General features: G+C 71.7%; 9 protein-coding genes. 5 read left to right on the forward strand and 4 right to left on the reverse strand.

What is annotated here, in order from left to right; translation table 11 throughout:
• Positions 1 to 116: 116 nt before the first annotated feature.
• The 3 genes from ACIA3K_RS15585 to ACIA3K_RS15595 all read right to left on the reverse strand — a co-directional run bounded on the left by ACIA3K_RS15585 (position 117) and on the right by ACIA3K_RS15595 (position 2,064).
• Positions 117 to 869, reverse strand: coding sequence for a tyrosine-protein phosphatase (locus ACIA3K_RS15585; protein ID WP_396801762.1), 753 nt, complete (start codon positions 867 to 869; stop codon positions 117 to 119).
• Positions 870 to 919: 50 nt separating this feature from the next.
• Entirely contained in the window at positions 920 to 1,378 is a 459-nt protein-coding gene (locus ACIA3K_RS15590) for a PRC-barrel domain containing protein (RefSeq protein ID WP_396801650.1), read from the reverse strand.
• Between the two features lie 155 nt (positions 1,379 to 1,533).
• On the reverse strand, positions 1,534 to 2,064 hold the full coding sequence (locus tag ACIA3K_RS15595) for a carboxymuconolactone decarboxylase family protein (RefSeq protein WP_396801651.1): 531 nt from the start codon (positions 2,062 to 2,064) through the stop codon (positions 1,534 to 1,536).
• 246 nt (positions 2,065 to 2,310) lie between these two features.
• Here ACIA3K_RS15595 and cimA point away from each other — a divergent pair, with 246 nt between their 5' ends.
• From cimA to ACIA3K_RS15620, 5 genes are all read left to right on the forward strand, one after another.
• On the forward strand, positions 2,311 to 3,894 hold the full coding sequence (gene cimA, locus ACIA3K_RS15600) for a citramalate synthase (protein ID WP_396801653.1): 1,584 nt from the start codon (positions 2,311 to 2,313) through the stop codon (positions 3,892 to 3,894).
• Positions 3,895 to 4,012: 118 nt separating this feature from the next.
• Complete coding sequence (locus ACIA3K_RS15605; RefSeq protein ID WP_396801654.1) at positions 4,013 to 5,062, forward strand: ArsR/SmtB family transcription factor; 1,050 nt, start codon at positions 4,013 to 4,015, stop codon at positions 5,060 to 5,062.
• Between the two features lie 11 nt (positions 5,063 to 5,073).
• Positions 5,074 to 6,603, forward strand: a complete 1,530-nt coding sequence (locus tag ACIA3K_RS15610; protein WP_396801655.1) for an ABC transporter transmembrane domain-containing protein — start codon at positions 5,074 to 5,076, stop codon at positions 6,601 to 6,603.
• Complete coding sequence (locus ACIA3K_RS15615; protein WP_396801656.1) at positions 6,600 to 8,348, forward strand: ABC transporter ATP-binding protein; 1,749 nt, start codon at positions 6,600 to 6,602, stop codon at positions 8,346 to 8,348. The genes ACIA3K_RS15610 and ACIA3K_RS15615 overlap by 4 nt, the downstream gene beginning before the upstream one ends.
• A gap of 114 nt (positions 8,349 to 8,462) precedes the next feature.
• Positions 8,463 to 11,009 (forward strand): GDSL-type esterase/lipase family protein, encoded by a 2,547-nt coding sequence (locus ACIA3K_RS15620; protein WP_396801658.1) that lies wholly within the window; start codon positions 8,463 to 8,465, stop codon positions 11,007 to 11,009.
• A 49-nt stretch (positions 11,010 to 11,058) separates the two neighbouring features.
• Here ACIA3K_RS15620 and ACIA3K_RS15625 read toward each other — a convergent pair whose 3' ends face one another.
• Entirely contained in the window at positions 11,059 to 12,060 is a 1,002-nt protein-coding gene (locus ACIA3K_RS15625; RefSeq protein WP_396801660.1) for an endonuclease/exonuclease/phosphatase family protein, read from the reverse strand.
• Positions 12,061 to 12,218: the final 158 nt, after the last annotated feature.

Consider the following 12,218-nt stretch of genomic DNA (forward strand, 5'->3'; position numbering starts at 1 on the left):
CGTCAGGTGTGGGCCCACACCCCGGGGGCCTCGCCCCCCCCCCGGCCGGTTGGGGTCCCCCGGGCCCGCTGCGGGCGGGGGCCCCCGGGCCCCGTCGAACGGGCCGGTCGGCCGCCCTAACCCTCGTCGAGCAGGTGGTCGCGCAGCGCGGCGAGCTGCTTGTCGGTCACCCCGGCATGGCGCAGGTACGCCTCGATCGAGCCGTGCCCCTCGCGCAGCTCGTCCAGGAACATCTGCATGGCCTCGGCGGGCGACGCCAGGAACGGCGCCGGCACCTCCGCGCCGGCCGGCATGGTGGCGGCCAGCCAGGCGCTGAACCGGGCCGACGCCTCGCTGCTCAGCGCGTAGTCGGCGGTGATGTCCGCGTCGTCCACGCCCAGCACGGCGAGCGTCAGGGCGCACACGATGCCGGTGCGGTCCTTGCCGGCCACACAGTGCACGACGACCGGGGCGTTCGCCGAGTCGGCGATCAGCCCGATCGCCTCGCCCAGGCCCGCGGTGCCGGTCTGGGCCAGGTCGGCGTAGCGGTCGGCGAGGTAGCGCGCCAGGTCGGTGCCCTTCTCGTGCGGCGTCAGCGACCAGTCCTCGTGCTCCGGGTGGATGTGCCGGTACGTCAGCCCCTGGTAGGCCGGCACCCGACCGTCGCGCTCCACCTCGGTGGGGCGGCGCAGGTCGACGACGGTGCGGATGCCGATCGCGGCGAACGCGTCGCGGTCCTGCTCGTCGAGCCGGTGCAGGGAGTCGGAGCGGTAGAGGCGACCACGGCGTACGGTGCGGCCGTCGTGGCCGAGGTAGCCGCCGACGTCGCGGAAGTTGAAGGTCGCGGGCAGCGTGATGTGACGTTCGTCGTCGATGGCGTCCACGTGCACACGGTAACGGCCGGTGGGCTCATGTCCCACCGGCCGTCGGGTCGGATCGGTCAGCGCGCGGTGCCCGGGGGGAGCGCGCCGTACGTCTCGTCGTAGTAACCGCCGAGCTGGTCCCGGTACGCCGGGTCGCTGTGGCTGACCTCGTCGTACTCCGGGGCGGCCTTGATCTGGTCGCGGGTGCGGTCGACGGAGACGCTGCGCTGGTCGTGGTCGACCAGGTTGACCGTGCCGGCGGGAAGCATCACCTTCTTGCCGAAGATCCACGGCCCGGTGTCCACGACCAGGTAGCTGCCGCCGACCTCGTGGCTGGCGCTGTCGATCTTGCCGACACCGCCGTCGCTGGCCTCGACCTTGTAGCCCACCAGGTCGGCGTCGGCCACGCCGGCGGTGTCGCGGTAGCGCCACGGGTCGAACGTGCCGGCCGGTGCCCCGCCGGCCACGGCGCCCTGGTCGCCGCCGCGCAGCGGGTCCGGCCCGGCGTGGGCGGTGTGCGGGTCGATCCTGTCCATGCCGTTCGCTCCTGACTGTCGCCGACGTGGGGCTGTCGTGCTGCCCCCTGGGGAGCTACCCGGCGGCGGGGGCCCGGAAACGGCGACCGGTTCCAAGCGCCGTCCGGTCCGGGCCGGGGTCCGAGCGCCGGCCGGTCCGGGCCGCACGAGGGGCCTCAGGCCAGGGCGGCCTCGGCGTCCAGCGTGACCGCCGCCGCGTGAACGACGGCGGAGATCCGCAACGCCTCGTGCACCTGCTCCCGGGGTACGCCACGACGGCGCAGCGCCTTCTCCTGCGTCTGGAGGCAGATCTCGCAGCCGATGATCGCGGAGACGCCGAGGCACCACAGCTTGAAGTCGCTCTTGTCCACGCCGGGGCGGGCGACGAGCTGCATGCGGAGGCGGGCCGGTATCGAGGCGTACTCCTCGTCGCCCAGGAGATGCGTGGCGCGGTAGTAGATGTTGGTCATCGCCATGACGGCCGCCGCGCCCTTGGCCGCCTCGACGCCGTCCGGCCCGAGGTGGTCGAGCGCCTCGGCGGCGATCTCGCGCAGTACCAGCGGGTTGCGCGCGGCCACCGCGCAGGCCAGCGCCGTGCCCCACGTCCGCGCCGGGGTCAGCGTCGACGCGCCGATCGTCGAGTCGAGGTTGTGGGCGATGTCCGTGGCGTACGCGGGCAGGGCCGCCCGGATCGTGTCCAGTCCCACGGGTCAGCCCTCGGCGGGCGGGGCGTCGGTGTCGAGCGACACGGTGAGCACGGAGCCTCCTTGTGGACGGGATGTCCCACCATATGGATTGTCTCTCCCAAAAGCGGGAGTGGGTGGCAGAGTAGCGATCGTGACCTGCACCGCCCTGATTATTGCGACCTAGCGCGCCGGCTCTCCCCTCCGCCGAGCGCGCAGACCTCCCGCATCCCGCGGGGGGTCTTTTTGTTGCTCCGAGAAAGGATCCTGATGACGTTCCAGGTCTTCGACACGACGTTGCGAGACGGCGCCCAGCGCGAGGGGCTCACCTACTCGGTGGTCGACAAGCTGGCGGTGGCCCGGCTGCTCGACGAGTTCGGCGTCGGATTCATCGAGGGCGGCTGGCCGGGCGCGGTGCCCAAGGACACCGAGTTCTTCCGCCGCGCCCGCGCCGAGCTGACCCTGCGTCACGCCGTGCTGGTGGCGTTCGGCGCCACCCGCAAGGTCGGTGTCGCGGTCGCCGACGATCCTCAGGTGCGCGGCCTGTTGGACGCGCAGACCCCGGCGGTCGCCCTGGTCGCCAAGGCCGACATCCGCCACGTCGAGCGCGCGTTGCGCACCACCGGCGCGGAGAACCTGGCGATGATCCACGACACCGTCACCCACCTGGTCGCCGAGGGACGCCGGGTGTTCGTCGACGGTGAGCACTTCTTCGACGGCTACCGCCACGACCCCGCGTACGGCGCCGCCGTGGTGCAGACCGCGCTCGCCGCGGGCGCCGAGCGGATGGTCCTCTGCGACACCAACGGCGGGATGCTGCCGTCCCAGGTGACCGCCGCGATCCACGACCTGACCGACCGGCTCGGGGTCGACGCCGCGCTGTTCGGCATGCACGCCCAGAACGACACGGCCTGCGCGGTCGCCAACACGATCGCCGCCGTCGAGGCGGGTGTCCGCCACGTGCAGGGCACCGCCAACGGGTACGGCGAACGCCCCGGCAACGCCGACATCTTCGCGGTCGTCGCCAACCTCCAGCTCAAGCTCGGCATGCCCCTCCTACCGGAGGGCTGCCTGGCGCAGATGGTGCGGGTCTCGCACGCCATCGCCGAGATCGCCAACATCGCCCCCGACACCCACCAGGCGTACGCCGGGGCCGCCGCCTTCGCCCACAAGGCGGGGCTGCACGCGAGCGCGATCAAGGTCGACCCGTTGCTCTACAACCACGTGGACCCGTCGGTGGTGGGCAACGACATGCGGATCCTGATAACCGAGATGGCCGGCCGGGCCAGCGTCGAGCTCAAGAGCCGTGAACTCGGCCTGGACCTGGCCGGCCGTCCGGAGGCGCTGACCCGGGTCACCAAGCGGGTCAAGGAGTTGGAGGCCGGAGGTTGGTCCTTCGAGGCCGCCGACGCCTCGTTCGAGCTGCTCGTCCGCTCCGAACTGCCCGAGGGCGGCCCGGCGCGGCCGTTCACCCTTGAGTCGTACCGGGTGCTGGTCGAGCACCGTGAAGACGGCGCGGTCGTCTCCGAGGCGACCGTGAAGATCCGGGTACGCGGCGAGCGGGTGATCGCCACGGCGGAGGGCAACGGCCCCGTCAACGCACTGGACGAGGCACTGCGGGTCGGGCTGGCGCGGCACTACCCGCAGCTGCGCGACTTCGAGCTGGCCGACTACAAGGTGCGCATCCTGGAGGGCAGCCACGGCACGGGCGCGGTGACGCGGGTGTTGCTGGAGACCGCCAACGGCACCGGCCGGGACTGGACGACGGTGGGCGTACACCCCAACGTCGTCGAGGCAAGCTGGCACGCCCTGGTAGACGCCCTCACCTACGGCCTAGCCCCCACCCCGGTCTAACCCCCCACCCGTCCCCCGCGATCTTGCACTTTGTGTCGACGAAACGCGACTTTTGTCGCTGATGCGGCGACAGAAAGTGCAAGATCGACGGAAGTCTCGGCGGTACTAGGCTCTCGGTGTGATCCGGATCCGGTTCGACGACTCCTCGATCGACCGCACGCGGATCGCCGTCAGCCCGATCTCGGAGCTGGTCGGCGGCCTGGACATGGTGCATCGAGAACGGGGCCGCCAGGCCGCGCCTTGGCCGTACACGGCATGGGTCGCGCGGGCCCGCGAGGTGCTGCGGACGGTTCCCGAGACGGCTCCGTTGAGGATCTACGCGCAGCTGTACGGCGAGAGCCACAACCGACCGACCCCGGACGTGTTCACGCCCGTGCCGTCGGCGGCGAACCCGACTCTCGGTGCGCAGCTCGACGACCTGCGCCGCACGCCGCACGCGGTCGTCCGGGAGCAGTTCGCGAAGCACTATCCGCAGGGGCTTCCCGCCTTCCTGGCGCCCTACCGTGACGACCCGGATCGCGCCTTCGGCCGGCTCGGCGATGCCCTCGCCGCGTTCTGGGAGCTCACGACCGCCGCGCACTGGCCGGCCATGCGGGCCGCGCTCGACGAGGAGGTGCTCCTGCGCGCCCGCACGCTTGCCGTGGCCGGCCCCGAAGCGCTGCTGAGCGGCCTGCGCGGGGCCGCGTGGTGGGAACGGCCCGTGTTGTCGCTGTCGAGGCAGCACGAATCGGTGCTCGATGCGCGAGGGCGGCGTCTGGTGCTCGTGCCCGTGCTGCTCCTGCAGAACAGGATGACCTGCTCCACCGATCACCCCGAGATCCTGATGGTGACGTATCAGGCCCGCGGGGCGGCGGCGTTGGCCGAGCATCCGGCGCCGTCCGATCGCGAGCGCGACCGGCTGGCCCGGCTGATCGGGTCGGGGCGCGCCGCCGTACTGCGGGCCCTTACCCAACCCACGACCACGACGAGTGTGGCCGCGGCTCTCGGCCTGTCGTCCGGGACGGTCTCCGAACACCTCAGCGCCCTCCGCGAGGCCGGCGCCGTCAGCCGGACGCGGTTCGGGCGGCAGGTCTTCTACGCGCGCCGGCCGGAGGGTGACACGCTCCTGGCTACCTTCGAGGATTCGGCATCTGCCGAGCAGTTGGAAGCGGCCGCGCGCGACTCCTAGCGTCCGGAGCCATGCATCCCGTTCTCGCGGGCGTCCTGCACCGTAGGGTGCGCTCGCTCGCGCTCGCCTGTGCCGCCTCGGCCGGTCACCAGATCTGCGAGGCCCTGATTCCACTGGCCATCGGACTGTCCGTCGACCACGCCGTCGACGGTGGCTCGCCGATGTCGATCGTGCTGGCTGTCGGGGGAGTGCTGGCCCTGTTCGCTGTTCTGGCCACGGGCGGTGGCGTCAACTACTGGCGGCTGACCTCCGCCACCACCCGGGAAGCCCACGTTCTGCGCGTGCGTGCGGCCGGCCGCATCCTGACCGATGGCGTCGGCGCGGACCGGATGCCCGGGGACCTGTCGACGGTCCTGGTCTCCGATTCCAAAGCCACCGCCGAGGTGCTGCGGGCGGCCGTACTGCTGATCTCGGGCGTCGCCGGGCTGCTCGTCACCGTGACCGTGCTGCTCTCGATCGATCCCTGGCTCGGCTTCGGCGTCGCCGCCGGGGTGCCCGCGCTCGGGCTGGCGGTCAACCGGATCAGCCCCTTGCTTGAGCGCAGGATCGCCGATCGGCAGCACACCGCCGGTTCAGCCGCCGCCCTCGCCGCCGAGCTTGTCCAAGCCCTGCGACCGCTGCGCGGCTTCGGCGGCGTCGCCGAAGCGGTCCGCCGCTACCGCACGGTGAACCTGACTTCCCGCGACACCGCGCTGCGAAGCGCCACGGCATCAGCGGCCGCCGAAGGAATCGGCGCGGTGACCAGTGGCCTCGTGCTGGTCGGCACCACCGCCGCCGCGGCCGCGATGGCGCTCTCTGGGCGCATCGGCGTCGGCGGCTTCGTCACCGTGCTGGCCATGGTCGCGTTCGCCGGCGAGCCGGTCGACCGGATCGCCGCCGGCATCAAGCAGTTGGCGATCTCCAGGGCCAGCGCCATCCGCATCGCCGTCCTGCTCGACGGTGCGCAGCCGCGCCGCGCTGCCCCGGCACGCACGGACGCGGCGTGCGATCTCTCCGTACGGGAGGGTGAACTGCTCGGCGTCGTCGCCACCGGTTCCGGCTCCGCCGACACCCTGATCGCCACGCTGGCGGCGACGCACCAGGACGTGCTGGTGGAGCCGCACCTGGTGCATCTTCTCGGCCGCACGCTGGCCGAGGCCCTCGACACCGGCCGCGACACCGACCCGGCGACGCTGCGTCGGGCTGTCGGCGCGGCGCAGGCCACCGAGGTGACCGCGGCGCTGCTCGACGGCGGCACCAACCTCTCCGGCGGACAGCGCCAGCGGGTGGCGCTCGCCCGCGCCCTGGCAGCCCAGCCGTCGCTGCTGGTCCTGCGCGATCCCCTCACCGCAGTCGACGCGGTCACCGCGGACCGGGTCGGCGCGGGTCTGGCCGCCATTCGGCGCGACGGCCGCCGCAGCACCGTCATCGTGACCACGTCCCCCACGTTGCTCACCCGGTGCGACCGCGTCGCGTTTCTGTCCGGCGTCGGGACCTCGCGGGTGTCCACCCATGACCAACTCGTCACCGACGCCGAATACGCCGCGGCGGTCCTGCGATGACGGCGCTCCCGATCGCCACCGGCCGGCAGAGCCTCACTCTGCTCGCCAGGGTCCTGAGCTCCCATCGAGCCGCGGTCGTCGCCGCCCTCCTCTGGACCGTGCTGAGCGCCGCCGCCACCGTTGCCGCCCCGCTGCTGCTGGGCTGGCTGGTCGACGCGGTCAGCGCCGGCAGGGCCTCGCATGCGACCGGTCTGACCGCCGGGCTCGGCGCTGTCGTCCTGGCCGGCGCCGCCGCCACCGCGCTGGCCCTACGCGCCACCGAACACCTTGGCGCGCACGTCGCGGCGGACCTGCGGGCCCGGGCCGTCCACCGCACCCTCGAGCTGCCGCCGGCCGTACTGGAGGACGCCGGCCGTGGCGAGGTGGCGTCACGGGTGACCGAGGACCTGGAGAACGTCGTCACCGCGATCCCGTTGCTGGCCGAGGTCCTGCGCGCACTGATCACCGTCCTGCTGTCCGTCGCGGGCTTCCTCACCCTGGACTGGCGGCTGGCGCTCGCCTTCCTGGTGGTCTTCCCGATCTACGCACTCAGCCTGCGTACCTACCTGCCACGGGCCGCCCGCCTCTACGCACAGGAGCGATCACTCGCCGCCGAGCGCGGACGGGTACTGCTGGAGTCACTTGACGGACGGGACACCGTGTCGGCGTACCGGATGGCCGCGCTGCAGACCGAGCGGCTGACGACGGCGTCACGGGACCACTCGGCCGCAACCCTGGGCGCGGCCCGTAGCTTCCTGTGGTTCAGCAAGAGCATGAACGCGGCCGAGGCGACCGGGCTGTCCGCTGTTCTGCTGACCGGTTACTGGTCGGTCCGCGCCGATCTGGTCACCGTCGGCGCGGTGACGGCAGCCGCCCTGCTGTTCCACCGCCTGTTCACTCCGCTGGGCACCCTGCTGCTCTCCTTCGACGACGTGCAGCGCGCGCAGGCATCGATGGCGCGTACCGCCGGAGTCCTGCTGGTGCCGCCGCCCGCCGCCGGCAGGCGGGAGCGACCGGGCACGCCGGGAAGGGTCGCGGTCACCGTGCGCGGGCTACGGCATGGGTACGGCGGGAAACCCGACGTCCTGGCCGGCATCGACCTCGACGTGCCGGCGGGCACCTCGCTCGCGCTGGTCGGCGGCAGCGGCGCCGGCAAGACGACGCTGGCGAACCTGATCGCCGGCACCTTCCCCGCACGCGCCGGCCGGATCACGCTGACCAGTCCGGACACCTCGGTCGGCGTCGCCGACCTGGACCCCGCCGTGCTGCGCGACTGGATCGGCCTGGTGTCGCAGGAGACGCACGTCTTCACCGGCACCCTGCGCGACAACCTCACCTACGCCGCGCCGGACGCCGACGACGACCGCATCCTCACCGCCCTGGCGGCGGTCGGCGCGCGCGACTGGGTGTCGCGCGACCTGCTGGACAGGGCAGCCGGCCCGATGCCGCCGGCACGGGCGCAGCAGCTCGCGCTGGCCCGGCTGCTCCTGCGCGACCCGCCCGTCGTCGTGCTCGACGAGGCGACCGCCGAAGCCGGCAGCGCGGGTGCCGGTGACCTGGACCGGGCGGCCGCGGCGCTGATCGAGGGCCGCACGGCAGTGGTGATCGCCCACCGGCTGACCCAGGCCCGGGCGTGTGATCGCATCGCCCTCCTGGAAGGCGGATCCATCGTCGAGATCGGTACGCATGACGATCTCATCGCCCGCGGTGGCGCCTACACCGCTCTGTGGTCGGCATGGTCGCACCCGGCGGCGTCAACAACCTGACCCTGCCTGCACCCCCGTCGCTGGGCGACGTGGCCGTCCGCCTGAACACGGTCCCGAGAGTTCATCCCGACAGTCCACTATGGACAAATTGTTCCGCTCATCCGAGGAGAACGCATGGCTACTCGTTCCGGCAGGGCTGATTCCTTGTCCACCTTCCGAAGACTCCTGTCCGGTGCGCTCTGCATCCTCGTCGTGGTGCTGGGGCTGACGGCCGGCCGGCCGGCGCTGGCCGCGGGTCTCGATCCCTGCGACCGGGGGGAGAGCGCGTTCACCCTGCCGACGGGAACGGCGGCCGGTGACGTCACACTGCGCCTGGGATGCGCCAGACACGCGGGCGACCTGCGCACGCTGGCCGACAGTGACGACGACGCGATGTTCCAGATCACCGGTCACGGCGCCGAGTACCAGGACCACTTCCACGACTCCATGCAGAGGCTCACCGACGACTCGCGGCGGGCGAAGGCCAGCGGTACGTCGCTCGGCGAGTTCCTCGGGGACCGGTTCACGTTGAACCGTCCTGGCGTCGTACCGCCCACTGGTGAATGGGCGCCCCCTGCTCTCGCCTTCGACGGCAAACTGGTCACCGTCGGCGCCACCCTCGTGGTGGTGATCCCGGCGGGGGAGGTTCAGGCGACCGTGAGCTTCTGGCAGGGGGTGGTGATCACGGTTGGTGCGGGGGCCATCACCCTCCTGGCCGTTGCCATCTGCGGTGTCGCGGCGGGTGCCCTTCCCGCGCTTGCCCCCGCCTGCGGCCCGTTCTCCGGCTTCTTCGGGGGCCTGTTCACCGAACTGTTCGCCGCGATGTTCGATGGTCAGTCGCTCGGCAACAGTGAGGTCTGGGCCAAGGCGTTCTGGGCGGGAATGGTGGGTGCCGGACTGGCCTACGCCGGAGGCGCGATCATGAACTGGGCCCAGGAAGGTGGCGCGGCCCTCGCCCTGCGCCTGCAGACCTACCTGCGGACCTCGTTCTACAACCTGCTTGTGTGGCTGGGGGCCCGTACGGGGACCAGACAGGCGCTCGACAGCGTGACCATCGAGCTGCCGGAGTTGATGCCGGCCATCGTTGCCCGGGGCCGGCAGGCGCTGGAGCAAGCCTCCACCGAGCTTCGGGTCATGCCGCTCGGTGATTCGATCACCGCGGGTGTGGAGAGTTCGGACAACAACGGCTATCGCCGGAAACTGTTCGAGGGGCTGGACATCGTCGCCGGTGATGTCGACTTCGTCGGCTCGCAGGAGGCCGGCACCATGGACGATCCCGACCACGAGGGGCACCCCGGCTGGCGGATCGACCAGATCACCCGGGTGGCCGACTGCAAGGTGGCCCAGTACAAACCGAACGTCATCACGCTGATGGCCGGCACGAACGACATCAACCAGAGCTACGACCTGTCCGGCGCACCCCAACGCCTCAAGAACCTCATCAACAAGGCGCTCGCCTACTCGCCCCGGGCCACGGTCGTCGTCGGCAAGCTGTTGCCAACCGACAAGTCCGGCCTCCAGCCCCGCATCGACACCTACAACCCGGCGATCTACGACGTGGTGCGCGACCTGCGGGCCGAGGGCAAGCACGTGATCTGGGCGGACACCAGCAACATCCAGGCCAGTGAGGGCATGCAGAACGACGCCCACCCGAACGACGGCGGCTACGCCAAGCTCGCTTACGCCTTCTACTTCGGCATCGCGGAGGCCATGGACCAGGGCTGGATCCGGACGCCCGAGATGCCGGAGCCGAGCGCACCGTGCGACGCGACCGGCAACCCGGTCGACGACGGCACGGCGCTGGGGTCCGGTTGGAGCCGGATCGGCGTGATCGCGCCCGGCATGCAACGGCCGGCGAACTACCTCCGGACCGAGATCGCGGAGATGAACGGCGACCGGCGGCAGGACTACGTCCAGATCCGCCAGGACGGCTCGATCCGGGTCGCCGTCAACACCGAGGACGAGCCCGGGCACATCACCTGGCCGCTCTGGCTCGGCGGCACCGGAGTGTTCAATCCCTGCTCCACCTGCGCACAGGTCGGCACCGGCTCAAACCCGGCGGCGCCCGGCAACGAGATCCGCCTCGCCGACATCGACGGCAACGGCCGCGACGACGTCGTCTTCGTCACCGAGGACGGCACCATGGACGCCTACCTCAACCTCTCCCTCACGAACACCTCACCCCCGGGGTGGACCAAGATGGCGAACGCCGGCCCGGCGCAGTTGCAGGGCGTCAAGCGCGCGCACATCCGGTTCGCCGACGTCAACGGCGACGGGCGCGACGACGCCCTGCGCATCGGTGACAACGGCCGGGTCCACGCCTACTTCAACATCGCTGACGGAGACTCGCTGATCAAGAAGCCGAAGTGGGTGGAGAAGCTGAGCTGGGCCCCCGGCGTCAACGGCGCCTCGCTCAACAGCCTCCGCTTCTCCGACGTCGACGGCGACGGCCGGGCCGACTACCTCATGGTCGGCACCGACGGCAGCGTCCACGCGTTCCTCAACCGGGGTGGCAAGGACGCGGGCGGCTTCGAGCAGCACCTGAACTGGTCCAACGCCTCGCACTACCCGCGCGAGTACATCCAGTTCAACGACGTCACCGGCGACAGCAAGGCCGACTACCTCGTCGTCTACCGCCAGGGCGCGGTCCGGGCCTGGCTCAACCGCGGCGGAAACCTGTAACCGGCAGCGGGCCGCCGTCCACCCGGACGGCGGCCCGCGTCAGGCAGGGTCAGGGGTTGGGAAGGCGGAGGGTCGCCAGCACCGGGCGGTGGTCGGACTTGGGGAGGGGTAGCACCTTCACCTCGTCGACGGCTATGCGGCGGTCGAGGAGGACGTGGTCGATGGTGACCGGGGGGATCAGGTCGCCGTCGTACGGGCCCCACGTGCCGGTCAGTCCTTTTCCGGTCGCGTCGGCGGCGTCCACGTAGCCGGTGCGCAGTAGCGCCCGCAGCGGCCCGTGGTCCAGGGTGGCGTTGAAGTCCCCGGCGAGGATCCGCAGCTCACCGTCGGGTGTGGCGGGTGGTTGGGCGGTCAGGTCGGTACGCCACGCGTCGACCTGGTCCAGCGCGGACGGCGCCGACGGGTGGGCCGACTCGACGCGGACCGGTGGCGCCCCGGGGACGGCCACGGTGCCGTACGCCTGGCTGAACCCCCAGCCGCCCTGGCCCCGGTTGTTACGGATGCCGACGTCGCTGAGCGGCCAGCGCGAGTAGAGCCCGGAGCCGGGCGTCCCGTCGTGCGCGTTGAGCTGCCGGTAGGGGAGCAGTCGGTCTAGCCCGAGCCGGTCCAGCGCGGCCTGCGCGTCGGGGGTGAACTCCTGCACGGTGAGCACGTCGACCCGGTGCCGCCGGACCAGCTCCACGAGCGCCGACGCGTCGGCGGCACCGGCGAGCAGGTTCGCGGTGAGCAGCCGGATCGTCGGGCCGGTAGCCGTCGGCTGCGGCGCGGCCAGCGCCCGGGGCGCGACCACGCCGAGCAGCGCCACGGCGGCCAGGGCCGCGACCGCCGCCGGCCACCAGCGCCGCAACGCGACGCTGAGCCCGAGCGCCAGCACGCTTCCCGCGGCGACGTACGGGGTGAAGGCGAGCGCCTGCACCAGCGGTCCCCGGTCCAGTCCGGCCAGACGTACGGCGGCCCAGGCGGCCGTGGGCCCGACGACCACCCAGCAGAGGGCGGTACGGATCAGACCTCGGCGGCGGGTCGGCGCGGGCGGGTCGTCGGTGACGATCATGGCGCTCAGCCTAACCGGGTCGCGGTCGAGCAATTTCATGAATGGTTCTCCGTTCACCTTTCACAATTATCTGACGGCTGGATGACAGGTCGATAATGCGAGATCAACTATTGACCTGCGGCTTTTCGCGGTGCTACGTTCCATCTGGTTGAAACGAC

It is taken from the genome of Micromonospora sp. NPDC051543 (assembly GCF_044454415.1).
In the GTDB taxonomy this organism is placed as follows: Bacteria; Actinomycetota; Actinomycetes; order Mycobacteriales; family Micromonosporaceae; genus Micromonospora.

Excerpts from the sequence above, each read along its gene's own strand:
- ACIA3K_RS15615 (WP_396801656.1), top strand. The coding sequence starts at position 6,600 with ATGACGGCGCTCCCGATCGCCACCGGCCGGCAGAGCCTCACTCTGCTC.
- ACIA3K_RS15620 (WP_396801658.1), top strand. The coding sequence starts at position 8,463 with ATGGCTACTCGTTCCGGCAGGGCTGATTCCTTGTCCACCTTCCGAAGA.
- ACIA3K_RS15610 (WP_396801655.1), top strand. The coding sequence starts at position 5,074 with ATGCATCCCGTTCTCGCGGGCGTCCTGCACCGTAGGGTGCGCTCGCTC.
- cimA (WP_396801653.1), top strand. The coding sequence starts at position 2,311 with ATGACGTTCCAGGTCTTCGACACGACGTTGCGAGACGGCGCCCAGCGC.
- ACIA3K_RS15590 (WP_396801650.1), bottom strand. The coding sequence starts at position 1,378 with ATGGACAGGATCGACCCGCACACCGCCCACGCCGGGCCGGACCCGCTG.
- ACIA3K_RS15625 (WP_396801660.1), bottom strand. The coding sequence starts at position 12,060 with ATGATCGTCACCGACGACCCGCCCGCGCCGACCCGCCGCCGAGGTCTG.